This window comes from Dyadobacter sp. 22481 (assembly GCF_052044875.1).
GTDB lineage: Bacteria > Bacteroidota > Bacteroidia > Cytophagales > Spirosomataceae > Dyadobacter > Dyadobacter endophyticus.
In genome coordinates this window covers 1,314,114-1,338,852 of sequence record NZ_JBQENV010000001.1, presented here as the reverse complement: position 1 = coordinate 1,338,852, position 24,739 = coordinate 1,314,114, and the positions used below count along the sequence as shown (strand labels likewise).

General features: G+C 50.3%; 19 protein-coding genes. 13 read left to right on the top strand and 6 right to left on the bottom strand.

Annotated features, from left to right (window positions below; all coding sequences use genetic code 11):
* The first annotated feature begins 31 nt into the window (after window positions 1-31).
* From ACTJJJ_RS05175 to ACTJJJ_RS05165, 3 genes are all read left to right on the top strand, one after another.
* Entirely contained in the window at window positions 32-874 is an 843-nt protein-coding gene (locus tag ACTJJJ_RS05175; protein WP_188929931.1) for a ThuA domain-containing protein, read from the top strand.
* Window positions 875-880: 6 nt separating this feature from the next.
* Entirely contained in the window at window positions 881-1,786 is a 906-nt protein-coding gene (locus ACTJJJ_RS05170) for a helix-turn-helix transcriptional regulator (protein WP_188929933.1), read from the top strand.
* Window positions 1,787-1,885: 99 nt separating this feature from the next.
* Entirely contained in the window at window positions 1,886-2,341 is a 456-nt protein-coding gene (locus ACTJJJ_RS05165) for an SRPBCC family protein (protein ID WP_188929935.1), read from the top strand.
* A gap of 7 nt (window positions 2,342-2,348) precedes the next feature.
* On the opposite strand, the gene ACTJJJ_RS05160 is transcribed toward ACTJJJ_RS05165, so the two are convergent.
* Window positions 2,349-2,585, bottom strand: a complete 237-nt coding sequence (locus tag ACTJJJ_RS05160) for a hypothetical protein (RefSeq protein ID WP_188929937.1) — start codon at window positions 2,583-2,585, stop codon at window positions 2,349-2,351.
* 108 nt (window positions 2,586-2,693) lie between these two features.
* On the opposite strand from ACTJJJ_RS05160, the gene ACTJJJ_RS05155 reads away from it, so the two are divergent.
* Window positions 2,694-3,152 carry a DoxX family protein gene (locus ACTJJJ_RS05155; RefSeq protein WP_188929939.1) on the top strand — a complete coding sequence of 153 codons (459 nt, stop codon included), beginning with the start codon at window positions 2,694-2,696 and terminating at the stop codon, window positions 3,150-3,152.
* 2 nt (window positions 3,153-3,154) lie between these two features.
* Here the strand turns inward: ACTJJJ_RS05155 and ACTJJJ_RS05150 are convergent, their stop codons facing one another.
* Window positions 3,155-4,381, bottom strand: coding sequence for a methyltransferase domain-containing protein (locus ACTJJJ_RS05150; protein ID WP_188932222.1), 1,227 nt, complete (start codon window positions 4,379-4,381; stop codon window positions 3,155-3,157).
* 78 nt (window positions 4,382-4,459) lie between these two features.
* Window positions 4,460-5,689: a GAF domain-containing sensor histidine kinase gene (locus ACTJJJ_RS05145; RefSeq protein WP_188929941.1), complete on the bottom strand. Its 1,230-nt coding sequence runs from the start codon at window positions 5,687-5,689 to the stop codon at window positions 4,460-4,462.
* Between the two features lie 517 nt (window positions 5,690-6,206).
* On the opposite strand from ACTJJJ_RS05145, the gene ACTJJJ_RS05140 reads away from it, so the two are divergent.
* From ACTJJJ_RS05140 to ACTJJJ_RS05115, 6 genes are all read left to right on the top strand, one after another.
* On the top strand, window positions 6,207-6,644 hold the full coding sequence (locus tag ACTJJJ_RS05140) for a DUF2147 domain-containing protein (protein ID WP_188929943.1): 438 nt from the start codon (window positions 6,207-6,209) through the stop codon (window positions 6,642-6,644).
* A gap of 114 nt (window positions 6,645-6,758) precedes the next feature.
* Complete coding sequence (locus tag ACTJJJ_RS05135) at window positions 6,759-7,772, top strand: LLM class flavin-dependent oxidoreductase (RefSeq protein WP_188929944.1); 1,014 nt, start codon at window positions 6,759-6,761, stop codon at window positions 7,770-7,772.
* Window positions 7,773-7,781: 9 nt separating this feature from the next.
* Window positions 7,782-8,756 (top strand): helix-turn-helix transcriptional regulator, encoded by a 975-nt coding sequence (locus ACTJJJ_RS05130; protein ID WP_440701609.1) that lies wholly within the window; start codon window positions 7,782-7,784, stop codon window positions 8,754-8,756.
* Between the two features lie 68 nt (window positions 8,757-8,824).
* On the top strand, window positions 8,825-9,349 hold the full coding sequence (locus ACTJJJ_RS05125; protein ID WP_188929946.1) for a DinB family protein: 525 nt from the start codon (window positions 8,825-8,827) through the stop codon (window positions 9,347-9,349).
* 48 nt (window positions 9,350-9,397) lie between these two features.
* A complete protein-coding gene (locus ACTJJJ_RS05120; RefSeq protein WP_188929948.1) occupies window positions 9,398-9,928 on the top strand; it encodes an NADPH-dependent FMN reductase in 531 nt (176 codons plus the stop codon).
* A 118-nt stretch (window positions 9,929-10,046) separates the two neighbouring features.
* Window positions 10,047-11,330 (top strand): O-acetylhomoserine aminocarboxypropyltransferase/cysteine synthase family protein, encoded by a 1,284-nt coding sequence (locus ACTJJJ_RS05115; RefSeq protein ID WP_188929950.1) that lies wholly within the window; start codon window positions 10,047-10,049, stop codon window positions 11,328-11,330.
* An 89-nt stretch (window positions 11,331-11,419) separates the two neighbouring features.
* Here ACTJJJ_RS05115 and ACTJJJ_RS05110 read toward each other — a convergent pair whose 3' ends face one another.
* The gene (locus tag ACTJJJ_RS05110; RefSeq protein ID WP_262892326.1) at window positions 11,420-13,504 is read right to left on the bottom strand and encodes a S9 family peptidase; all 2,085 of its coding nucleotides are present in this window, start codon (window positions 13,502-13,504) and stop codon (window positions 11,420-11,422) included.
* Window positions 13,505-14,004: 500 nt separating this feature from the next.
* Here ACTJJJ_RS05110 and polA point away from each other — a divergent pair, with 500 nt between their 5' ends.
* The gene (polA, locus tag ACTJJJ_RS05105; protein ID WP_188929954.1) at window positions 14,005-16,917 is read left to right on the top strand and encodes a DNA polymerase I; all 2,913 of its coding nucleotides are present in this window, start codon (window positions 14,005-14,007) and stop codon (window positions 16,915-16,917) included.
* A gap of 193 nt (window positions 16,918-17,110) precedes the next feature.
* On the opposite strand, the gene ACTJJJ_RS05100 is transcribed toward polA, so the two are convergent.
* Complete coding sequence (locus ACTJJJ_RS05100; protein ID WP_188929956.1) at window positions 17,111-18,637, bottom strand: SusD/RagB family nutrient-binding outer membrane lipoprotein; 1,527 nt, start codon at window positions 18,635-18,637, stop codon at window positions 17,111-17,113.
* Window positions 18,638-18,655: 18 nt separating this feature from the next.
* A complete protein-coding gene (locus tag ACTJJJ_RS05095) occupies window positions 18,656-21,973 on the bottom strand; it encodes a SusC/RagA family TonB-linked outer membrane protein (protein ID WP_188929958.1) in 3,318 nt (1,105 codons plus the stop codon).
* Between the two features lie 486 nt (window positions 21,974-22,459).
* Here ACTJJJ_RS05095 and ACTJJJ_RS05090 point away from each other — a divergent pair, with 486 nt between their 5' ends.
* Together ACTJJJ_RS05090 and ACTJJJ_RS05085 are read left to right on the top strand one after the other, a co-directional pair.
* On the top strand, window positions 22,460-22,654 hold the full coding sequence (locus tag ACTJJJ_RS05090) for a LuxR C-terminal-related transcriptional regulator (RefSeq protein WP_188929960.1): 195 nt from the start codon (window positions 22,460-22,462) through the stop codon (window positions 22,652-22,654).
* A gap of 330 nt (window positions 22,655-22,984) precedes the next feature.
* Window positions 22,985-24,724, top strand: a complete 1,740-nt coding sequence (locus tag ACTJJJ_RS05085) for a family 16 glycoside hydrolase (protein ID WP_188929962.1) — start codon at window positions 22,985-22,987, stop codon at window positions 24,722-24,724.
* Window positions 24,725-24,739 lie beyond the last annotated feature (15 nt).

Genomic DNA, 24,739 nt, shown 5'->3' with positions numbered 1-24,739 from the left:
ATTTAATCCTCATACCTAATCCCTTATCAAAATGAAGTACCAGTTCGGAAAGCCACTGGCTATCCTTGCCGTAATTCTGGCCATGATATTTTGGCTCACTCCCGCCCATGCCCAGCAGAAAGCCGGATTCAAAGTCATCGCATTTTTTACCGGCGCGAACGACCGCGCACACATCAGCTTTGTGCACGAGGCCAACCGCCGACTGCCGGAACTCGGCAAGAAAAATGGCTTTTCGTATGATTCCACCACGAATTGGGATAACCTGAATGCAGAATTTCTGTCGCAATACCAGGTGGTACTGTTCCTGGACACACGTCCCGAAAAGCCCGAACAACGTGCTGCATTCCGGAAATACATGGAAAATGGCGGTGGCTGGATCGGCTTTCACTTCGCGGCATTCGCATTGACGCCCTCGGCATATCCGCAAAATTGGGACTGGTACCACGACCAATTCCTCGGCTCCGGGCAATACAAAAGCAACACCTGGCGCCCAACCTCTGCCACTTTGAAGGTCGAAGATGCCCAAAGCCCCACCACGAAAGGTCTGGGAGCCACATTTAAAGCTTCCCCCAACGAATGGTACCGCTGGGAAAAGGATTTAACCCAAAATCCGGATATTCAAATACTCTTATCGATCGACCCGTCGAGTTTCCCGCTTGGAACCGGTCCGAAACAGCACGAAATATGGCATAGCGGTTATTATCCGGTAGCCTGGACCAATAAAAAATACAAAATGTTGTACATGAACATGGGCCACAACGACATCGACTACGAAAACAAAACCAATAAGGAATTATCATTTACCTTTGATAACGACATGCAGAACCAGTTCCTCGTGAACTCTATCCTGTGGCTTGCAAACCGCAAAAAATAGCCTGTTATGGAAGAAAAACAGACCCGCAGCTTCGAAAAAGGCCAAATGACTGGCATTACTTGGCAATGCGACGGCATCCTGCTCGGGCACGCCGTTTCCCGCTTTACGGAATTGTCGGGATTCCATTCCAAAAGCGTCAATACCGATGTGGTACGCATGCATTTCGGGCTGAAAGGCGATTATATGTTCACCTACCATCAGCTTGGCAGGACATTCGACCTCGTCGGCGGGCATCATAATATCATGTATTCGAGCGAGTTTGAAATGACCGTTCAGGCCAAAACACTTGAAATTGAGACCTTCGGTATTCAATTTCCCAAAGACGTTTTTATCCAGTTCACACAAAGTGCTGGCGATGCCTTGAAACGCTTTTCGGAGTCTATCATATTGGGAAACAGCACGATATTAACCGACAATTGGGGAACGATCGACTCGCAGATCCAACAGGTAATCCAGCAGATTATTCATTGCAAATATTCGGAAAGCCTGAAAAAGCTATTCCTGCTCTCAAAAAGTTTAGAGCTCCTTGTGCTGTGCGCCGACGCCTGCGAGGCTTCGGAACGCAAAACGGATACATTCATCAAAACCAAAACCGACAAGGAGAAGATCATCGCCGTCCGCGACCTGATTAACGAACGCGTACACTGCCCTCCCAACCTCTCAGAGATCGCCCAGCATGTGGGTTTAAATGAATTCAAACTCAAAAAAGGCTTCAAGGAAACATTCAACAATACGATTTTCGGCTACCTGACCGATCAACGCCTACAACTCGCCAGACAATATCTTCTTGATACACAGCAAACAGCAGCAGAAATATCTACACAACTGGGCTATGCGACGCCCCAGCATTTCAACAATGCCTTCAAAAAGAAATTCGGCGTCACTCCCTTTTCGGTTAGAAATAATCCGTGAAACGCAATTGGGCGGCAGCTGGTGTGTGGTAATATTGTCGTCTGGGGTGGCCAGCCGACCACCGACCAACTTACAACGATCATCAAACCACCAAACGACATGCAAACACCACTCATCATCAAAAACGAAATTACCATCGACGCGCCAGCGCAGCGCGTGTGGAACGCCCTTGTGAATCCCGAACAAACCAAACAATATATGTTTGGCTGTGAGGCACTTTCCGACTGGAATGTCGGAAGCGAGCTGCTCTGGAGAGGCATTCATGAAGGAAAGGAGATTATCTGGGTTAAGGGCGAAATCCTGGACATCGAACCTGAAAAGTTTCTGCGGTACACTACCATCGACCCACATTCGACCATCGACGATATCTCCGAAAACTATCTGCAAGTCACCTATGACCTTATTCCACAAGGAGAAAAGACTCTTTTAAAGGTCACGCAGGGCGATTACAGCACCGTTGCCGAAGGCGAAAGACGGTACCAGGACTCATATAACAATGGTGAGGGCTGGAACCCGATCCTCGTCGAGATCAAGAAGTTGGTCGAAGCGCAGTAAGAGCGCATCAGGGATTTTGAGACTCGATCTCTCCCACTTCGTCCCCATCGGTCGGCTCTGCCGGCGCGTCTTTGTCAATTCTTGAACCGGTATTGACCTCCGGTGCATCGGTGCCTGGTACATCGGGCGTCGGGTTCAATGGGGCTATTTGGCCTGGTTTGTCGGGATAACTGGGTACAGGCGGCTGATCGTCAGGCATTTCAGCGACGGGGAATGCAGGTACATATTGGTTTTGAAAGTCCATGGTTTTGTTTGTTGATTTTGGGTAATCAGGAAAAAACCATGCCTTTCATCTTTTGCGGAACTAGTTGAATGCATTTCTCGCTTTCACCGGAAAAGCATTTCATCAACTATGGCAGTACTTATCGTTCTGATCACCACTTTTTTGGCAAGCCTTGGCATTACCTGGGCGATTTCCGGAGACCCGGCCTACACGCTAAGCGGTAATATCGCTATGTGCGCGATGCTGCAATTCACTGCATTGGGGCATTTCAAGTTTCCCGAGGGGATGAAAATGATGATCCCGCCGTTTGTTCCATTCAAAAAAGAGATGGTATTCCTCACGGGCATGATGGAAATCGCGGCAGGAATCGCGCTGCTTTTTCCGGCCACACGCTATGCAACTGGCGTGTTTCTGATGCTGTTTTTCATCGCATTGCTTCCAGCCAACATTTACGCGGCCAATCACCATCTCGATTATCAGAAGGGCACCTATGATGGAAAGGGACCAGCCTATTTGTGGTTCCGTATTCCGATGCAGGTCCTTCTGATCGCCTGGGTATGGTATTTTGCCGTCCATTCGGCCATGTAGTGCTATTTCCGTTCGAGCAGCGCCATATAGAAGCCGTCGAAACCGTCCTGCGCGGGGGATGTGCGGTGCTCCGAAACGAACCGCCAGTCGGCTTTATGACGCTTTGTGAATGCTCGTACCTGCTCCTCAGACTCCGATGGCAGGACACTGCACGTTGCATACACCATTTTCCCTCCTTTCTTCACCATTTTAGAATAGTTTTCCAGGATCTGCGCCTGCACTTTGCGGATTTTTTCCAGAAATTCAGGTTTAAGCTTCCATTTGCTGTCCGGATTTCTTCTTAAAACACCCAAGCCCGAGCAAGGGACGTCTAGCAGCAGCCGGTCGGCGGTTTCGGAAAGGTTTTCTATGACTTTGTCGGAGCTGATAACCATAGTTGTCAGATTGGTAACCCCGTTTCGTGCGGCGCGGCGTTCCAATTCCTGCAATTTGTGGTGCTCGATGTCCATCGCAAGGACCGAGCCTGTATTGCGCAGCAATGCGGCCAAATGCAAGCTTTTTCCTCCCGCGCCCGCACATGCATCTATTACAGACATACCGGTGTGTACGTCCAGGTAAGGCGCGATAAGCTGCGACCCCGCGTCCTGAACTTCAAAAAAGCCGTTTTTGAAACTTTCGAGCCCCGATACATTGATGCGCTTTTTCAACGCCAGCGCCTCTGGCAAGCCTGGAACGGTTTCCGTGATTTCAGAGCCTAGCTGCTCCTGCACCGTTTCTGTGTTCGCTTTCAAGGAATTAACACGTAAAACCACAGGGGCGGTTTTGTTAAGCGCAGCCAGCTCTATCGGCCACCGTTCGCCGAGTTCAGTCTCGCCCGTCTGATCGATCCAGTCCGGAATGGATTGTGCTATCTTACGGATTGCCTGGCCCTCCGCGTATCGCTGGTTTACCACTTCCCGGTCGATACCTTCAAATTCAGGCCACTCTGGCAGGGTTTCCAACGCTTCATGGCCTTCCAGCTGCATAGGCTTAATCAGCTGCCATACACCTGCCAGCCGCCAAAAATCTTCACTTTCCCGGACCTTTTCAACCTGCGCGGTGTATTTGACCAACCGCCACCAGCGCACGATTTCGTACACATTTTCAGCAATAAACGCGCGGTCGCGGGCGCCCCACTTTTTGTTGGATTTCAGCAACTGCTCAACGACGCGGTCAGCCTGCCGGTTTTTGACAAATATGTCCTGCAATGCCTCAACGGTGGCCGCAACAAGTCCTTTGTATAGTTTCAAAACGTAAATTTCCAGGTGAAACAAGATGACAAAGTTGGCGACGGATGGACTACAAAACAAAAAAGCGCAGCCGTTTGATCAATAAATATTCTGTGGAAGATCGATCTCGAAATTGGTACCAGCTCCCGGCTGCGAACTAATGCTAATCGTTCCTCCCAGGCTATCGACCAGGTGTTTCACCAGTGCCAAACCGAACCCGAAACCCTGCTCGCCCCCGGTTCCGTTGGTCGACGAGGCATTCCCCGACACGATCGCCTGAATGTTTTCCGTAGTAATCCCAACGCCCGAATCCTTTACCGAAATACGCAGTGCCGGCTTCAACTGGTCGATCAGCAAATGTAAGTCAACCGTTACCTCGCCGAATGGAGGTGTGAATTTCATGGAATTTGAAATGAGGTTGCCGGTAATTTGCAGTAATTTGCTTTTCGAGAAATGAATATTCTCTGTTAAAGGGCTGGTATTCACCTGAAAACGAATGTTCTTTTGCTTAGCCTGCGGACCATAAAGCTTTTCCAGTTTGTCTTTGAAGATTGCCAACGTAAAGCCCTGCCCGTTGGAGGCACGCGGCGAACCGGCGGTTGTCCCTTTTTCCTTGTGTGAGCCCAGGATCTCTTCCGCCAGATCGAGGATAGAATTCCCACTCTTGTGGATGAGATTGATGAATTCAAGCACCTCGTCCATCCGGTTCTGATCGCCCTGGTCGCGGATAATTTGCGCCAGCCCAACTATTCCTCCCAGAGGCCCGCGTATATCATGCGCGACCTTTTTTTGTGTCTGCCCAGCTTCCAGGAGCCTTGATTTCAAGTTTTCCAGGACCTTATGCGTTTTCAAACGGCCTACGATCTCGTCGGCAATAATCTTCAGGAGCTCAATTTTCTCAGGTTCGAGTGTCTTACGTTCCTGATCAAGCACGCATAACGCACCTATTTGCAGCCCATCGCCGGTTTTAAGCGGTATTCCGTAATAATATTTAACGTTTGGCTCACCGGTGACGTAAAATTTATCCTTAAAACGTTCGTCCTCGGTGAGGTCGCCCACTTCAAAATGCTCGGATTCCATGATCGTATATTGGCAGACAGAGTCTTCCCGGAGCATTTGATCGATATCCAGACCGTAATTCGAAATCGTCCACTGTGTTAATGAATCAATGAGGTTCACGAGGGAAATCCGTGTACCGGCTACTTTGGCAGCGAGTTTCGCAAGGTCTTGGAAGGTAACTTGATGATCCGAATAGTCGATATCCAATTCTGAAAGGCCTAGCAGACGTTCCATTTCATTAGCAGGAACAGGCGCACTGGAAATACTCATGATATAAATGCGGTTTAAACCCAATTCTACAAACAATAAATGAAAAAAGAGAGAAGTAATACTATAAAAAACAATACCCGAAATCGACATTTCAGTAGACAGCCTTTGGAAAAATCACCAGCAAATACAAGTTCCGGCCAGGAATAGCTTTTGCAATATTCATGTGAGCCGACGCACCGGCGGCAAGAGATCGGCGTTGGTCACACCGGCGTTTGCTATGGCGTCTTGGAATAATTCTGTTTCAAAATCTGCCAAACTGTTGTATATTGTCACACCAACTATTGAGCAGAATTGTATTTTAGGACGTCGATAGTAAAAAGGCAATTTACCTAACAGTGTTAAGTTATATATCTATCATTGTTAAATTTAAAACCAACGATAGATTTGTGTCATAAAACCTCAATATTGCAGTTTTTTCTTTTACAACGGTTAACAGCGTAAAGTTGACGTAATTTTAAACTTGCATATTTTTAAGAGCCCCCAACCAAGAACAATTAACCCGACGGACGTTACAGGAATGTATAAAATACTTTTTACAATATTTTTTTTCGCGAGTTTCAGCCCTGCCGGATCTCAAATTATTGTTGCGGATAAGATCGTCGGTGAGTGGATCAATGAAGAAAAAGATACCCGGATCGAGATATACAAAAACGGCGACGAATATTTCGGCCGCCTGCTCTGGTCCGAATACCTATTTGAGGCCGACGGCAAAACCTCCCGGAAAGACGTCCGCAATTCGAATGAAAAGCTCCGCGGACGAAACCTGCTCCACGTAAACCTGCTAAACAACTTCGTCTTTAGCGAAGACATTTGGGACGACGGTAAAATGTACGACCCCAGAAGCGGCAAAACCTACAATTGTCTTATTAAACTGCGTAAAGAAAAATTGGAAGTGCGTAGTTATGTGGGCATCCCGCTTTTGGGCAGGAGCACTTACTGGGACCGCGTCCTTTGACCTCCCCCACCCCGCCTGCGAACGTTACTATCCCTGCGGAAAGGACATTTTAGCCTTCCACAGTGAATACAAACGGCGTGTGACGTGTTATGTTTCAAATCACGCATCGATCGTATGAAGCATTTCAAACTGGGTATTCTCGACCAATCCGTTGTGAGACACGGGTCAAGCGTCCGGGAAGCCATCCAAGAAACCATCACCACGGCAAAGCTGGCCGAAGAGTTTGGTTATAGCCGTTTCTGGGTTTCTGAACACCATAATTCCACATTTATTGCAGGCTCCGCGCCGGAAGTCCTGATGGTCAAACTGGCCGACGTTACGAGTCATATCCGCGTCGGGTCGGGCGGGATTATGCTGCCCAACCACAGCGCGTTGAAAGTGGCCGAGAATTTCCGTATGCTCGAAACGCTGTACCCGGGTCGTATTGATCTCGGTATGGGCCGTGCGCCCGGTACCGACCGCATTACTTCTTCCATCCTCAATCCGTCCAATGATTTCAGCGAAAGCAGTTACCTGCGCCAGCTCGAACATTTACAGCATTTTTTCAGGGATACGGCAGGGACCGACCGCGGATTTATCTATGCCTCGCCGCAATCGCCTACTATACCAGAGCAGTGGATACTGAGTTCAAGCGGCGGCAGCAGCAATATAGCAGCGCGTTTCGGCATGGGCCTGGCCGTTGCGAAATTCATCAATGGCTTCGTTAAGCCTGATGTCGTGGAAGAGTACAAACGCAACTTCCGCCCGTCGGATCAGCTCGACAAGCCCAAAGTGATCCTCTCCGTATTTACCTTGTGCGGTGAAACCGAGGAGCAGGCGGCGGCCATGCGCAAGATGATGGATTATGTGCTCGTGGAGTTCGAGCGCGGCAAGTTCGGGCCGTTCCCCGATCCTGAAACCGTACGCAAATACGAATTCAATTTCGGCGAAATGGACCGCATTCGTTACAATAGCGGCCGCATTGTATCGGGGACGGCGGAGTCGGTGAAAGAACAACTCACGAAACTGGCTACCGACTTTGATGCGGACGAGATTATGGTCTCCACGATGGCCGACACTTTTGAAAACCGTATCAAATCCTTTCAATTGATTTCGGAGGCATTTAATTTGAGAGAACCGGTTCTTTAACCTTAATTTGTGCCGGACATTACTTCACCGACACTCATGAACCGTTTCGACCGCATTACAGCCATCCTGATCCAGCTTCAATCCCGTAAAATTGTGAAAGCCCAGGACCTGGCAGAACGCTTCGAGATCAGTCTGAGGACGGTGTACCGCGATATTAATTCGCTTGCGGAGGCGGGCGTACCCATTATAGGCGAGGCAGGCGTCGGTTATTCCATTATGGATGGCTATCGCCTGCCTCCCGTTATGTTTACGAAGGAAGAGGCCCGTACATTCATTACCGCCGAAAAACTGATGGAGAAATTCACCGATTTTTCGACACAATCGCATTATCAGGCGGCAATGTACAAGATCAAAGCGGTGCTGAGAAGTACCGAGAAATCGATGGTGGAGAACCTGGAAAACCATATTGAGGTACGGAGTCGCCCACGGGCATTTCACCAGCCCAACAGCAATACGCTCGATATTTTGCTCAGAAGCATCTCCGAAAGAAAGATCGCCAAAATCCTTTATGTCGCGTTAAGTGCCGCTGAGCCCGGGGAGCGGATTATCGAGCCGGTGGGTGTTTATCATGAAAACAATTACTGGTACACCATCGCATTCTGCCACCTTCGCAACGATTACCGCAATTTCCGTTCCGACCGCATCCTGCAATGCGACATTACCGACCAGCCGTTCATGCACCAGCATGCCCCGCTGAAAGACTTCATGCACGACAGTTGGGAAAACGACAACATGCGCCTCGTACGCATACGTGTAGAGAAGCGCGTGGCGCGCTACATACGCGAACAAAGGAACTTTTACGGCTTTGCTTCGGAGGTGGAAAAGGACGATCATACTGAAATGACTTTCCTGAGCCCCTCGCTCGAAGGTTTCGCACGCTGGTACATGATGATAGCCCCGGAGGCTTGCATTCTCGAACCCGAGTCGCTCAAATCGATCGTGCGGCAGCTAACCGAAAAAATTTCGGAAAATTTGAACCACTGACGAATGCTGCTGACACAGGGCTGTCACAAGCACGTGTTTTCTTTGTAATGCACTTAAACAAAGAAGCTATGTCAGCCACAATTGAAATTCCGACCGCAGAAAAAAGTTTGGCTTATGCGATGAAAAATTTCGCAGATTACAACCATTGGGCCAACTGCACATTGGTGAACTGGTTACGCACAAAACCTGCCGAAATCCTCGAAACGGAGCTAAAATCGAGCTTTTCAACCATCCGGCTGACGCTCATTCATACGCTCGAAACCCAGCGCTACTGGCTCTCGATTATCAATCCGGGGAGCAATTACAGCGGCCAGGATTTTGATGGAGACCTTGAATCGACATTTGATACGCTTATAGCACAATCTCAGGAGCTTGCGGAGTACATCGAAAGCCTGTCCACGGAACAGATCCAGAGCGAAACTCTGGTTGTAAGCCAGTGGTTCGAATGCAACTTCCCGAAATTCGAATACATCATGCACGTGGTGAACCACACCACTTACCACCGCGGGCAGATCATCACCATGGGGCGCAACCTCGGTTTCACGGACGCTCCCATGACGGATTACAATTTTTATAATGTTATGGCTAAATAAATTGGCAGCCGCGGAAACCTGTCCGCCCCAGTATTTGTAATGCTGGTTATGAAACGCATTCACATTCTGGGGATTTCGGGTAGCCTGCGCGCCGATTCTACCAATACCATCATCCTGAAAACCTTGGGAAGCCTTTTGCCTTCCGACACCACATTTGAAATTTTCGAAGGCCTGGGCGAAATCGAGCATTTCAGTCCGGGCCTTGTCGATACAGAGGCGGTGATACGGTTTAAAACTGCCATTAACCAAGCCAACGCCGTCGTAATATGCACGCCGGAATATGCATTTGGCGTCCCCGGTACGCTCAAAAACGCACTGGACTGGACCGTCGGCTCCGGCGACCTAAACGACAAACCGGTGTCAGCCATCAGCGCCTCGCCGCTCAATTCGGGTGGTAATAATGCGTTGGCGTCGTTGTTGCTAACCTTAACCGCATTGGGTACCCAAAAGAATGAAGCCTCTGCCCTTTCGATTCCAAACGTTAAAGGGAAAATCGCGGACGGTCGTGTAACCGATGCGCATACGCTTAACGAGCTCAGCGTGCAATGCGCGAATCTGCTGGGACTGATCGAAGCTTAAAGTCTCCCCCAGTAAAATCCTATTTATTATCCGGCAAGCAAAAGACTATAATTTTCATAGAGTAATATCATTTAGTTTGATACATTTGGGCTTTATCCACTTTAAACGTTCAAGCCAGATGAAATTTGAGACCTTGCAGCTTCATGCCGGACAACAGCCCGACCCTGTAACCAATTCGCGGGCAGTGCCTTTGTACCAGACCACTTCCTACGTGTTCAACAACGCCGAGCATGCTGCTAACCTTTTCGCATTAAAGGAGTTCGGCAATATATATTCCCGCATTATGAACCCAACCAACGACGTTTTCGAAAAACGCGTTGCGGCGTTGGAAGGCGGTGTGGCAGCATTGGCCACCGGCTCGGGGCATTCTGCCCAGTTTCTGGCGATTAACAACATTACTACCGTCGGCGACAATTTCGTCACCACATCATTCCTGTACGGCGGTTCCTATAACCAGTTCAAAAATTCGTTCAAAAACATCGGCGTGGAAGCGCGTTTCGCCGATGGCGACGATGTGAGCAGCTTCGAAAAGCTGATCGATGCAAAAACGAAGTTCATTTACCTTGAAACGATCGGTAACCCGAGCTATTCCGTGCCCGATTTTGAGGCATTTGCTGCGCTTGCCAACAAGCATGACCTGCCGTTGATCGTCGATAACACATTCGGTGCTGCCGGGGCGATATTCCAGCCTATCAAGCACGGAGCACACGTGGTAGTGCAGTCGGCCACGAAATGGATCGGCGGACATGGGACTTCCATCGGCGGAGTGATCGTCGATGCGGGTACTTACAACTGGGGCAATGGCAAGTTCCCGCAGTTTACCGAGCCTTCCCCAAGCTACCACGGCCTTATTTTGAACGATGTTTTCGGCATTGGCGGGCCGTTCGGCAACATTCAGTTCATCATCCGCGCCCGCGTGGAAGGCCTGCGCGACTGGGGCCCGTCGCTGTCGCCATTCAATTCGTTTCTGTTCCTGCAGGGGCTTGAAACCCTGTCCCTCAGAGTGGAGCGCATTGCGGAGAATGCATTGAAACTCGCGAAATGGCTTGAAAATCACCCGAAAGTAGAGAGCGTGAACTATATCGGCCTGGAAGGAAACAAATACCACCAGCTCGCGAAAAAGTACCTCACACGCGGTTTTGGAGGCGTTTTGTCATTCACATTGAAAGGTGACAAGAAAACCGCCGAGCATTTTGTCGATAACCTGAAACTGATCAGTAACCTGGCGAACGTAGGCGACGCCAAAACGCTCATCATCCACCCTGCATCTACAACGCATTCGCAACTCTCTGAGCAAGAACAAATTTCCGCCGGAGTACTACCAACACAACTCCGCATTTCCGTGGGTATCGAGCATATCGACGATATCATTGCGGATGTAGAGCAGGCGATTGGGGCCTGAGGATGAACATAACGTCATGCTGATTTCTATGATAAACCAGCAACCTATCAAGATCACTTGGTTTTATCATAGAAATCAGGGTGACAACGTCACTCCCCGATCCCTTCCAACGCAAACATAAACGCGAACTGCAACGCAATTTCCTTCAAGTAATCAAACCGCCCCGAAGCGCCACCATGGCCGGCTTCCATGTTTGTTTTTAGCAGCAGTACATTGTGGTCCGTTTTATGCGTTCGGAGGCGCGCTACCCATTTGGCGGGTTCGAAATATTGCACTTGGCTGTCATGTAATCCGGTAGTAATGAGCATGTTGGGATAAGCCTTTCTCGCTACATTGTCATACGGCGAATAGGACTTCATGTAGTCGTACGATTCCTTTTTTTTCGGGTTCCCCCACTCGTCGAATTCGTTGGTTGTCAATGGAATGCTCTCATCGAGCATGGTAGTAACAACGTCCACAAACGGCACATCCGCTATGATCCCCCGCCAGAGATCGGGGCGCATGTTGCTGATCGCCCCCATGAGCAGGCCGCCCGCGCTACCGCCCTCGGCAAACAAATGCGCCGGCGACGTGAATTTCTCCTTGATCAGGAACTCCGCGCAGTCGATAAAGTCATTAAATGTGTTCTTCTTTTTAAACATCTTACCGTCCTCATACCATTGCCGGCCCATTTCCTGTCCGCCTCGTATGTGTGCGAGCGCATAGATGAACCCGCGATTGAGCAGGCTCAGGCGCGTGCTGCTGAAAGCAGGGTCCATGCTGTTGCCATATGAGCCGTAGGCATACAGCAAAAGCGGGGTTTCGGCACTTTTAGGCGTGCCTTTCTTGTAAACCACCGAAACAGGCACTTTCACGCCATCGCGTGTGGTCGCATACAAACGTTCCGTGACATATTCCTCCGGGTTGTACCCTCCCACCACTTCCTGGCGCTTTTTCAGCTCCCTCTTGCGAGTTTCCATGTCGTAATCGTACACCGAACTCGGTGTTGTGAGTGAAGTATAAACATAGCGCAGCTTCGAGCTGTTGTATTCGGGGTTCGAGCCGGCGTAAGCGGTGTAGGCCGGTTCGCCAAAATCCACATAATGCTCGGAATTGGTATTGATATCGCGGATACGAAGCTGCAAAAGGCCGTTTTTCCGCTCGGTAATTACCAGGTAGTCCTTAAAAACATCAATTCCTTCCAGTAGCACATCGGCGCGGTTCGGGATTACTTCCTTCCAGTTTTCGACACCAGTTTGGGTCACGGGCGTTTCCATCAGCCTGAAATTCAACGCGTCTTTGTTGGTGACTATCAGGAACTTATCTCCCTGGTGATCCACATCGTATAAAACGTCCTTCATCCGTGGCTGGAACACTTCGAATTTGCCCTCCGGCTTGTCTGCGTCCAGGATCAGGTATTCCGATGACATGGTGGCCGACGACGCGATCACAATGTATTTCTCCGATTTCGTCTTCCCTACTCCGATATAATTGCTCTTGTCCTTCTCATTATAAACCACCACATCCTTCTTCGATTCCGTCCCGAGCGTGTGACGTTTGATCTTTTCACTCAGCAGCGTTTTGGGGTTGGTAGCCGTATAAAAAAGCGTTTTGTTATCGTTTCCCCATTCGGAACCACCGCTGGCCGGGTAAATTGTATCGGCATAGTGCTCGCCGGTTTCCAGATTTTTAATGTATATGGTGTATTGCCTTCTCGAAACGGTATCCACGCCGTATGCCAACAACTTATTATCCGGACTTACATTGAAACCGACCGCAGAATAATAGGAATGTCCTTCGGCCATTTTGTCGACATCGAGCAGCACTTCTTCCGGGGCTTCGAGCGAATCTTTCTTGCGGCAATATTTGAAATACTGCTCACCTTCCTCGCTCCGGGTGTAATACCAGTACCCATTGCTGAACACCGGCACCGACTCATCCTTTTCCTTAATGCGCCCCTTCATCTCCGCAAACAGCGCTTCCTGAAATTTCGCCGTGCCGGCCATCATCGTGTCGGTGTAGGCGTTCTCGGCATTCAGGTATTCGACTACTTTATCGCTGTCGGGACCTTCACGGAAGAAATCGCCCATCCAGTAATATTCATCGTTGCGTTGGTCGCCATGCATTCCGGTTTCATGGTCTTTCTTTTCGGCGACGGGTGGTGTGGCTCCCGGCCATTGATATGCTTGTTTCACGGGTTTATTTTGGTTACACGAAAAAATGACAACAGCTAAAAGTAAGAAAATAATTCGCATATATGGGGACGGTTTCAGTGTAGCTGATTATCAGTTATTTAGTCGTCAGTGAGGAGGTTACGCAATGATATTAGGACAATACTTTTAATATGATAGTATGTATTTAAAGTATCTAACTTTCAATTATTTTTATAAGGGAGTGTAAATGAAATGCTTTGCACTTTTAAACTATTTAGTACTAGTTGTTAATACTTAAAATATAATTCTTTTAATACTTTAAAACATATTAAAACTTATATAAAGTACTATACTTTTAATGCAAATAAAGACAACAGTTGCTATTGATTAGTATAATTCTTTTAAAAAGCATGAAACTTTTAATTAATACCGATAGTAACATCCTTACAATACTTGTTCTGCAAATCCACAAAAAACCGCCGGTAAACCCTGTCCGTCCCCATAGTTGCATTATATTTGAGTTTCGATCATAAACTTACCTCATGGAAAAACCCGTTCACAAGCTGTTCCTTCTGGATGCTATGGCCTTGATATACAGGGCGCATTTCGCATTTATCAAGGCGCCGCGCATCACTTCAAAAGGACTGAATACCAGCGCCGTTTTCGGCTTTACCAACACACTGCTCGAAGTACTGCAAAAAGAGAAACCTACCCATATCGGCGTTGCATTTGACACCGCCGCGCCTACATTCCGCCATGTGCAATTTGAGGCATACAAGGCCCAGCGCGAAGCGCAGCCGGAGGATATCACCGTGGCGATCCCGCTCGTAAAGCGCCTGCTGAAAGGCATGTGCATTCCCATTCTCGAACTGGACGGGTACGAGGCCGACGACATTATCGGCACCATTGCCAAAGAAGCGTCGCGGGAAGGTTTCGAGGTTTTCATGATGACGCCCGATAAAGATTACGGGCAATTGGTCGAACAATACGTACACATTTATAAGCCCGCGTTCCTCGGCAAGGGCGCCGAAGTGCTGGGTGTTCAGGAAATACTCGACCGCTGGCAGATCCAGCGCATCGACCAGGTGATCGACATCCTCGGCCTCATGGGCGACGCCGTCGATAACATACCGGGGATACCGGGTGTGGGAGAGAAAACGGCCCAGAAGCTGATCCAGGAATACGATACAATCGAAAACCTGATCACACACGCCGACGAAATCAAAGGCAAACTTGGCGAAAAAGTCCGCGAGAACTTCGATAAGGCCATATTAAGCAAGCAACTTGCAACGATCGATTGCAAAGTGCCCGTGCCGTTCGATGCCGAAGACCTCACCATTTGCTCGCCGAATGCAGAACTCATCGCCGATTTGTTTGATGAACTCGAATTCAAAACATTAAAAACCCGTGTCCTCGGCGTAGGCGGCGGCTCAACGACAGCTGCTGGCGGATCGCTCGGAGCTCCGGCCCCTGGAGGACGTGCAGGTGCCCCGCAAGCACGCAAAACCGTCAACAAGGACCAGCTCGACATTTTCGGTAATCCAGCACAAGAAATTGGTCAGCAGCCAGCGGTCGTCAGCGGCGACCTTGCCGACGGCGAGCTCACCGAAGACACAGAAGGTATCCGCATTCCGACGTCGAAAAAGACTATTGCCAATACTTTCCACCGCTACCATACCGTGGATACGCCCGAACTGATGACCAGTCTCTCGCATTATCTGGGCTTGCAGGAAGCATTCTGTTTCGACACCGAAACGACCTCGCTGGATACCACCGACGCAGAGCTCGTAGGACTTTCGTTCTCCTACTTCGCCGGCGAAGCATTCTACATTCCGGTGCCTGCCGACCGCGAAAAAGCGCAGGAAATCGTGGAGCACTTCCGGGCCGTTTTTGAGAATGAAAATATTGAAAAAATTGGCCAGAACATCAAGTATGACCTGCTTGTCCTGAAAAACTACGGCATTGAAGTCCACGGCAAGCTGAGCGACACCATGCTGGCGCATTACCTGCTGCAACCCGATAAGCGCCATGGAATGGACATCCTGGCAGCTTCCTACCTGAACTACGAACCGGTGTCGATCACGGAGCTGATTGGCAAAAAAGGCGGCAAACAGGGCAATATGCGCGATGTAGCGATCCCCGAGATCACACAATACGCAGGCGAAGATGCCGACATTACGTTTCAGCTCAATGCGATTTTCAGCCGCGAACTGCCGAAAGTGAATGCAGCGAAACTTTTCCACGAAGTCGAAATGCCGTTGACGAAAGTGCTGGCCTCGATGGAAAATACCGGCGTGAGGCTGGATATCAATGCATTGAAAGAAATGTCGGGCGTGCTGGAATCCGACCTCCGCCAGACCGAATCGGAGATTTACGAAGCGGCCGGGCAATCGTTCAATATCAGCTCGCCGAAGCAGCTTGGAGAGGTGTTGTTTGAGAAAATGAAGCTGATCGACAAGCCGAAAAAGACGAAAACAGGCCAATATGCGACGGGTGAGGAAATCCTCTCCGACCTGGAAGCGAATCACCTTATTGCCCGTAAAATACTGGATTACCGCGAGTTACAAAAACTAAAATCGACGTACGTCGATGCATTACCGACGATGGTAAGCAGCCGCACGGGCCGCATTCATACTTCTTATAACCAGGCGGTGGCGGCCACCGGGCGTCTGAGTTCCACCAACCCGAACCTTCAAAACATCCCCATCCGCACGCCGCGCGGACGCGAGATTCGCAAAGCATTCGTGCCGGATACCGACGAATTCCAAATCCTTTCCGCGGATTATTCGCAGATCGAGCTACGCATTATGGCGGCATTCAGTGCCGACGCCAGTATGACGGAGGCATTCAACCAGGGCCGCGACATTCACGCCACCACGGCCAGCAAGGTTTTTGCAGTGCCCTTAGAGGAAGTGACTTCCGATATGCGCCGGAAGTCCAAAATGGTCAATTTCGGTATCATTTACGGCATTTCTGCGTTCGGTCTCGCACAGCGCCTGGGCATCCCGCGCGGGGAAGCGAGTGAGATCATCCGAGCCTATTTCGAGGAATTCCCCGCTGTGAAGGGCTATATGGACAAGGTCGTAAACGACGCGCGTGAGCGCGAGTATGTAGAGACCATCCTCGGCCGCCGCCGGTATCTGCCGGATATTAACTCCCGGAACCAGACCAACCGCGGCTATGCCGAACGAAATGCCATCAACGCCCCGATCCAGGGCTCTGCGGCCGATATGATTAAAGTCGCGATGATCAATATCCACGATTTTATGGCAAAGGAAAAGCTCAAATCGCGCATGATCCTGCAAGTGCATGACGAATTGGTTTTCGATGCACATTACAGCGAAATTGATTTGTTGAAAGAGAAGGTCGATGAGTTAATGCGAAATGCGATCCCGATGGCGGTGCGGATGGAAACAGGCATTGGCGTAGGCGCCAACTGGCTGGAAGCGCATTGATTTGAGGATGGAAGAAAGGGAGGAAAGGGAGGATGGAGGAAAGGGAGGATGTCAGTCTGAGCGCAGTCGAAGACAGTCCATACGGTGAATTATGCCGTATTTCAAGTGCTTCGACTTCGCTCCTAACATTTCTTCCCTTTCCTCCATCCTCCCTTTCTCCCTTTCTCCCTTTCTCCCTTTCTCCCTTTCTCCCTTATTTAGCCACCCAAGTCCGGGTATTCAAATCATCGGTCCCCTGGCGTTTCACCGCTTCTTCACGATTTGCACCGTTCAGCGATTGCTCCGACAGCGGGTAAATAAAGCGTACGGGTACACGGTTCTGGTTCAGGTTGTCCGGCCCCGGCTTGATCTCCGGCATACCTGTCCGGCGCCAGTCGAACCAGGCTTCCAGGCCGTTGAAATAGTAGGCAATCCACTTTTGCAGCGCAATTTTTCCCAGTTTTTCAGCGCTGGTGCCTGTGTACGCTACGCCCGCCTGCGTGTAGTACGACGCGTCCGGCGTAACATTGATGCCGTACGAAGACGGCACTACGCTTTTCCAGTAGTCGAAATTGCTCTGAACGCCTTTTGTATAGTAACCCTCGGCGGTACCGGTTGTAATCCATCCTTTTTCGCGCGCTTCTGCCAGAATAAACTGCAATTCGGAGTAGTTCATAATGATCCCACGCGGAGCAGAAGGATCCGGCGCTGCTTGTCCGGGGTCGTTGCAGACGAGACACGCGAACGTGTAACCTACGCGCGAGACGCCTTGCGGGCCGCCATTGTAGTTCAATGCCGGCACATCTCCCAGTCCGTTAGGAACACCTTCGATCACCGGCTTACCAGCCGATACCGACGATTGTGAAGGACGACCGAAGACCATCAGACGCGGGTCTTTCAATGCGGTAAGGCGGTCGCTAAGCGTCTTGCTCACCCGGAATTCGTCGAATGAACCTACGCGCGCACCGTACAACGTCCATTGGTTGGGGGCCGCTGCCAGATATTTCAACTCTGCATTGTCCTGATTTCCTTCAAAAATAGGGTTCTTCGCAGGATCGGCAAGGATCGCCTGCATATCCGCTTTGACATCCTTCTGTTTCGAAATACGCATCAGGTAGCGCAGACGCAAAGAATTGGCGAGTTTGCGCCATTTAATCAGCGAACCGGTACCTCCTCCGAAGAGGATATCGCCCGAAACGGCTGTTGTGCTCGTAGAGAGGATATTATTGGCTGTACTAAGATCAGCCAGTACGCCCGCATAAACGCTTTCCTGGGTATCGTATTTCGGCTGATAAACACCATCTGTCTTGCCTTTCGTCGCCTCCGTGTAAGGAATATCGCCGTAAGCATCGGTCGCGAGCGCGAACATCCACGATTTCAGGATCAGCGCGATGCCTTTGTAGGCATTGGCATCGTCGGTGCCAACCTGGTCCAGGATGTTTTTAACATTACGCATATTACCATACACATTGTCCCAGATGCTGTTTTGCTGCCCCCACAAGTAGCGGTCCTCGTTCACGAACTGGATCTTGGCGTGGTGCTGCACCACAATGTTGCCGATACCCCAGGCGTCGTTTACCTGGCTATTGACCAGGTTGCGGATCACACCGGCCAGTAGCAGGTCGGGCGTGACGTCGTTCGGAACGTTGTTATTGGTATTGATTTCTTCAAAATCGTTGGTACATGCCCCGCCTGACACGATCAGCGCGGCCATGATATATATCGGAATTAGCTTTTTCATTGTTTTCCAATTGAAATTTTACAGTTTGAAACTCACATTGAAACCATAGCTGCGGCTCGAAGGAATCGACATGTATTCGATGCCCGGCAAAGCGGTTCCTCCGTTGTAAGCCATTGTTTCGGGATCCACGTGCGGCACTTTCGACCACAATGCCAGGTTACGTCCTACCAACGAAATGGTGATGTTCTTGATCGGCGACCGCCCCAGGATGCGGTTAGGGATCGAGTAACCCAGCTGCAATTCACGAAGCTTCACGAACGAAGCGTCGTACATCACACCTTCGGCGATGTTGCGGCCGCCCGTAAAAGCGGTATGCCACGCACGGGCTGTCAGTTTCACGTCGTTTTTGCTGAATGAACCATCCGCATTCTGCACCACGCCGTCGCCGATCACACCGTTGCCGGGTTTGCCCAGGTCGTATCCATCGGCACGTCCTTCGAGGGTTTCTTTAATGATACCGCCTTCACGGCCAACCACCTGTGTTTCAGAAAATATCTTTCCTCCATGGCGAATATCGAACAGAAAGCTCAGTCTCACATTCTTATAGCTGAACTGATTGGAAATACCTGCGAGCCAGTCGGGATTGTAGTTACCCATTTTCTGAACGTTGGTAGTAGGCACCGGGCGACCGTCTTTGTAAACGACCTGACCTACATTCTGGCCTGACGCATCATAATAAGGCAGGGAAGGGCTGGTGTTTTGCACACGCGCAAATGCGATTCCGTACATGTCCCCCATCCTTTCACCCACGCGTGCCTCGATGCTTACGCCTTTGCTCGCCATCACGAAGTTGGTGATACCGTCGGAGAGTTCGAGTACTTTGCTGCGGTTAGCCGAGAAATTGATGCCGACATTCCATTTGAAATCATTGATTTCCACCGGTGTTACATTCAACATCGTCTCAAAACCCCAGTTTTTGATCTCACCCGCATTGAAGAAACGGCCATTATAACCGGTTGTCTGTGAAAGGGGGATTTGCAGGATCTGGTTTTTGGTTTTGCTTTGGTAGAATGTAAAGTCCAATCCTACGCGATTCTTGAAGAAACGCACATCCGCACCCAATTCGAATGCAGTACTGATCTCCGGTTTCAGGTTCAGGTTAGCCAAACGATCGGTCTCGCCGTAGATCTGCGAGCTTCCGAAAGGCGTGCTGGGATTGTAAGCCTGGGTAAAGGTAAACGGATCGGTGTCATTACCTACCTGCGCGAAGCTTCCGCGGAGTTTGGCAAATGAAATCACTTCCGGAAGTTTGGTCATGTCGCTCAATACGGCGCTCAATGCTACCGAAGGATAGAAGTACGAGTTGTTTTCAGTACCAAAAGCTTTCAGGGCTGTCGGGAGCGTCAATGCACTACTCCAATCGTTACGTGCGGTAATGTCGAGGAACAGGTAATTGCGGAATGAAACCGAGGCCGAACCGTACAAACTGTTGATACGCTTGCCTACCTTGCTTTGCGAAGCTACGAGCGCAATGCGGGAGTTTGTCAGGTTGTAAATGCCCGGCAAATTCAGCTGGCCTGCATTTTCCTCGTCGTAAATAGAGCTCTGGCGGTTCTGGTTGCCACCGAGTGTCGCCGAAATGTTGATATCCCTGGTGACGTCCTTGTTGAACGACAATAGGAAATCGCTGTTGCGTTCCTCGGTGTTGATCTTCGTTTCGCGGTACTGACCGAACGGAAAACGTTGCGTGCTGAATGCGCGGCGGTATTCGCGCCGCTCGTTGCCCCAGTCGGTAGCCGTCCGCACTTGCAGGCTAAGCCAGTCGGTAAAATCGTATTTCAGGATAACGTTTCCGATTATGCGGTTCACTTCCTGGCCGTTGGTATTTTCAAAAACCGTCAGGTAAGGGTTATCGTGGTAGTTGTAGTTCCAGCTGAACTGGCGTCGGTCTTCCAGACCGTTCATCCATAAACGTTTCATATCACCTACATCGACCGAACGTGGCAGCCAGCAGTTGAACAGGTACATGATGCTCTCCGTACCATAGCTGATCGACGGACGGTTGCCGCTCGCGCTCTTGATATAGCTCACAAATGTTTTTGCCGAGAGCTTCTTCGTCAGATTATAACCTGCACTCAATGAGACAGTATGGCGTTTCAGATCGGTGTTCGGCACAATACCCGTCTGGTCGAGATTGGTGTACGATAAGCGAAAACTACCCTGGTCGTTATTTCCAATCAATGCGACGTTATTCGTCAAGGTACGGCCTGTCCGGAGGAAGTCTTTCAAACCGTCCACATCCGGTACCCAGGGGGTTGCGGTGATCACACTACCCGCGGGGGCATTCAGGTCCCCACCGAGATAAGGGATTACCTGTCCGTTCAGTGTACGCGGTGAGTTGTATTGCGGGTAGCTCTGGCCTTTGAACTCCGGCCCCCAGCCTTCGTCGGTACCATCCGTGAGACCGCCACCGGCGCCATTCACGAACGCGAAGTCGCCTCCGTTACCATTGCCTTGTCCGTATTTGTTTTGATACTCAGGCAATTTCAACGCACGCTCGAATGTGGTGTTGCTATTCACTTCCACACCGATGCCTTTGTTGCCCTTACCCGATTTGGTGGTGATAAGGATCACCCCATTGGCCGCTCTTGATCCGTACAAGGCCGCAGCCGCCGGTCCTTTCAGCACGCTCATCGTCTCCACGTCGTCGGGGTTGATAAAGCTCGCGCCATTCCCGAAATCGACTTCCAGGTTCCCCTGGCCCGAGCCGCCCGTGATGGAGTTGCTGATAGGCACCCCGTCGATCACGTACAACGGTTGGTTTTTGTTCAAATCTACCGACCGCTCACCCCGGATCGTTACCCGTGCCGAACCGCCGATACCCGACGGGCTTCCTACGACCGTCACACCGGCCACTTTACCGGCCAACTGGTTCACAATGTTGGTCTCACGCGCTGTAACGATGCTTTCACCTTTCAGCTCCTGCACCGCGTAACCCAACTTGCGGACGTCTTTTTTAATACCGAGGGCCGTCACCACTACCTCCTGAAGTTGTTTCTGATCGGCAAAAAGCGTCACGTCCGCCACGGCACGGCCGCCGACCGTCACTTCGTGCGAAACGTAGCCGAGGAACGAGAATGTCAGTACCGAGCTGGCGCCCTTCACCGTGATCTGGTACTTTCCGTTGGAATCCGTCACTGTACCGTTGTTACTCCCTTTTTCGATGACGCTCACGCCCGCGAGAGGCGCCTTGTCATCATCGGAGATCACCTGCCCGGTAATAACCGACTGTGCGACGCCCGCGTGGCAGTAGAGCAGCCCCGTGAGCATGAGCCCGGTGTACGCGCTTCTTCTGAAAATACTCAGCCGAAAGCATAAGTAAAATTTTTTAATCATGAGCACTAGGTTATTTAGGTGAGAAAAGAATGGAAACAGGCAATACGCCTTGCAAAGCGCAAAAATCCGGTTAAATACAGACTGTTATGTTAAGTATTTATTAACATACTATAAACAAATCTTCCCTTCGACACTGCCTCCCCGAGAACCGGTAACTACTACTGACTAACACTTTAAAATTCCACGAATGTCCCTCCGCTGTGATCGGACGTCTGCATCGCGCCCCTTTAAATTTACAAAAATGAAATGCAACCGCAAACAACCTTACCGGCTTGTTTATCAACATTTTACAAAACAATGGTCACCAGATTGGACTATTCCGGACATGTATTTTGGAATAATACAGAAAAATCCTTGAATAAGGCTACTAAACACCGCCAGTTCTCACACCAAATCCTCCTGTCATTCCCCCCTGCAGTTTCAACCCTTGCCGATATACGCCAGGGCGGCGGGAGGCATAGGTGTTAAACTTTTGATAATTCAAATATGGACTATGCTAATTCCCGGATGACGATACGGAAAGATAGTGGTATCAATGCAAATCCAAAACCAACAATCGCCATGTTCACCTCCCGGGAATACGAAATTATCAAGCTGATCGCGCAGGGTTTACCATCCCGCGCGATCGCCGACCGGCTATTTGTCAAAAGCGGCAGTCGACGCTATTGGCATTGCGTTTAAGGGGCCATTGCCAAGTCTGAGGGGCAATCCCGAGTTTTTGACAGAGCAATGCCATAGTGCCGGTGGACCTGGCACACGCTCATGTTCAAATGCCTGCTGTACAATTACCCGCAAAAACGGCTACTATGCATCATGCGGGCAATCTTGTAACTGTACGAAAGAGGAGTAATAAAACTTCACCACGCCGATTAAAATACGCAAGGCTGCTTCTTCACAAGCAGCTTTTTTTATTAAAAACCGTTCAAAAAATTCATACTATTTCCGGATATAATGGTAAAAAAATGTCGAACTTCGTTTTTTAATTGTAAACAATACACTTAATCGATTCCAATGCATCAATTGTTTCAGAAAGTCTCCCTCCTGCTGCTGGCTTGCCCGGCGATGGTGATGGCTCAGACAGGAAAGGGAAACTATTCTCCGCTTCCCCTCAAAGACCTCAGCGCATTTGAAAGCGCCGCTCCCAACTGGTCGATTCAAGGTGGCATTTCCATACACCCTACCGGTACGGCGAAGCCCAAAACACTGACCGGCGACGGCGTACTGATCGGTAATGCAGGAACCGTGCTGACTACCAAACTGAAAGCGAGCGACTTACGGCTATACATCGAATTCAACGTTTCGCCGGGAGCCGAGGGAAATATCATCCTTCCGGGCGGGCAGAAAGTAAAGATCTCCGATAGCAGCAAACAAAAGACAGCGGACGCCACGACGTCGGGGTATATCGGCCAGTTTCCGAACCAGAACGCCGCTAAATCGGCCGGTCTGTGGCAGACACTCGAAATTTCCTATGATGCATCCGTACAACACATTCCTAACTCCGCACGCCTGAATGCGCTTTCGCTAAACGGCGTCACAGTTCTAGAAACCGTTTACCTTCCTAACTCAAAAGCCGCAGCAGATGGCCAGCCCATCGCATTCGAAGTTACCAAAGGCAGCATCGCATTCCGCAATGTAGGCTACCAACTTCTTGCTAATCGCAAGCCACTGTCAATCAGTAACCTAAATTACAAAGTTTACGCAGACAAATGGGATGCCAAAGAATATAGCAAGCTCGACCACGAGGGTCAGTCTCCCCTGCTAACCCAGGAGGTGACCAACGGAATGCGGGAATTTCACCTTGTGTATGAAGGGGATATCGACGTAACCGAGGCTGGCGACTACATTTTCACGACTATTTATTCCGGTCCTGTCCTTTCGGTTGATATCGACGGCAAAAGCGTGGTATCGTCCGGTGAAGCCACTTCTCAGGAAACACACACCGGTTCTATTAACCTGACACAGGGCAAACACAAATTCAAAATTTATTACTCGCGCTTCCCGTGGCGCCAGCCTGCATTGGGGCTGCGCGTGGAGAAATCGGGTGTGCGCCCTTACGACCTGCATTCATTGTCGTCCCTGCCCGAGCCTGAACCCAAGCCCTACATCAGCGTGACGCCCGACAAGCGCCCGGAAATGGTGCGCTCATTCATTCAGCTGGACGGCGAAAAATCGAAGCGTACGCATTGTATCTCAGTAGGAAGCCCCGATGGCTGGAATTATACCGTCGACCTGAACCGCGGCGCATTGGTACAGGCGTGGAGAGGCCAGTTTGCCGACGTGACCGAGATGTGGTACGAGCGCGGCGAGCCGCAACTGCTTTTCCCCGCTGGCCTCAAAGTACATGTTTCGGGACGCAGCAGCGTAGCGGTGCTCGACAATGCGAATGCAACGTGGCCCGATTCTTCCAATATCAATTTCCTTGGCTACAAAATCGATCAGAAAGGTTACCCGGTCTTCCGTTACGCGATCGGCTCGGCGACGGTGAGCGACGAACTGGTTTCGGGCGGCAACAGCCTCTCGCGCACGTTCCGCGTGGACGGCCGCCTGGAAGGCACGCCCGCAGGTGCGCTATACTCGCTGCTCGCGAGCGGCAAGCAGATCACCGAAATAGAGAAAGGACTTTACCAGATCGACGACCGCTTTTATGTGCAGGTTGATAAAAAAGCCAAAGCGGTAGTACGTCCGGCCGGTGAAATGAAGGAGCTTATCCTTCCTGTTTCCAACACGACCAGCTATTCCCTGTTTTGGTAAAACCTCATTATCTGA

Coding starts and splice junctions, on each gene's coding strand:
- ACTJJJ_RS05125 (WP_188929946.1), top strand. CDS start 8,825: ATGTCAGCCACAATTGAAATTCCGACCGCAGAAAAAAGTTTGGCTTAT.
- ACTJJJ_RS05120 (WP_188929948.1), top strand. CDS start 9,398: ATGAAACGCATTCACATTCTGGGGATTTCGGGTAGCCTGCGCGCCGAT.
- ACTJJJ_RS05100 (WP_188929956.1), bottom strand. CDS start 18,637: ATGAAAAAGCTAATTCCGATATATATCATGGCCGCGCTGATCGTGTCA.
- ACTJJJ_RS05170 (WP_188929933.1), top strand. CDS start 881: ATGGAAGAAAAACAGACCCGCAGCTTCGAAAAAGGCCAAATGACTGGC.
- ACTJJJ_RS05140 (WP_188929943.1), top strand. CDS start 6,207: ATGTATAAAATACTTTTTACAATATTTTTTTTCGCGAGTTTCAGCCCT.
- polA (WP_188929954.1), top strand. CDS start 14,005: ATGGAAAAACCCGTTCACAAGCTGTTCCTTCTGGATGCTATGGCCTTG.
- ACTJJJ_RS05085 (WP_188929962.1), top strand. CDS start 22,985: ATGCATCAATTGTTTCAGAAAGTCTCCCTCCTGCTGCTGGCTTGCCCG.
- ACTJJJ_RS05095 (WP_188929958.1), bottom strand. CDS start 21,973: ATGATTAAAAAATTTTACTTATGCTTTCGGCTGAGTATTTTCAGAAGA.
- ACTJJJ_RS05115 (WP_188929950.1), top strand. CDS start 10,047: ATGAAATTTGAGACCTTGCAGCTTCATGCCGGACAACAGCCCGACCCT.
- ACTJJJ_RS05090 (WP_188929960.1), top strand. CDS start 22,460: ATGGACTATGCTAATTCCCGGATGACGATACGGAAAGATAGTGGTATC.
- ACTJJJ_RS05165 (WP_188929935.1), top strand. CDS start 1,886: ATGCAAACACCACTCATCATCAAAAACGAAATTACCATCGACGCGCCA.
- ACTJJJ_RS05135 (WP_188929944.1), top strand. CDS start 6,759: ATGAAGCATTTCAAACTGGGTATTCTCGACCAATCCGTTGTGAGACAC.
- ACTJJJ_RS05175 (WP_188929931.1), top strand. CDS start 32: ATGAAGTACCAGTTCGGAAAGCCACTGGCTATCCTTGCCGTAATTCTG.
- ACTJJJ_RS05145 (WP_188929941.1), bottom strand. CDS start 5,689: ATGAGTATTTCCAGTGCGCCTGTTCCTGCTAATGAAATGGAACGTCTG.
- ACTJJJ_RS05155 (WP_188929939.1), top strand. CDS start 2,694: ATGGCAGTACTTATCGTTCTGATCACCACTTTTTTGGCAAGCCTTGGC.
- ACTJJJ_RS05160 (WP_188929937.1), bottom strand. CDS start 2,585: ATGGACTTTCAAAACCAATATGTACCTGCATTCCCCGTCGCTGAAATG.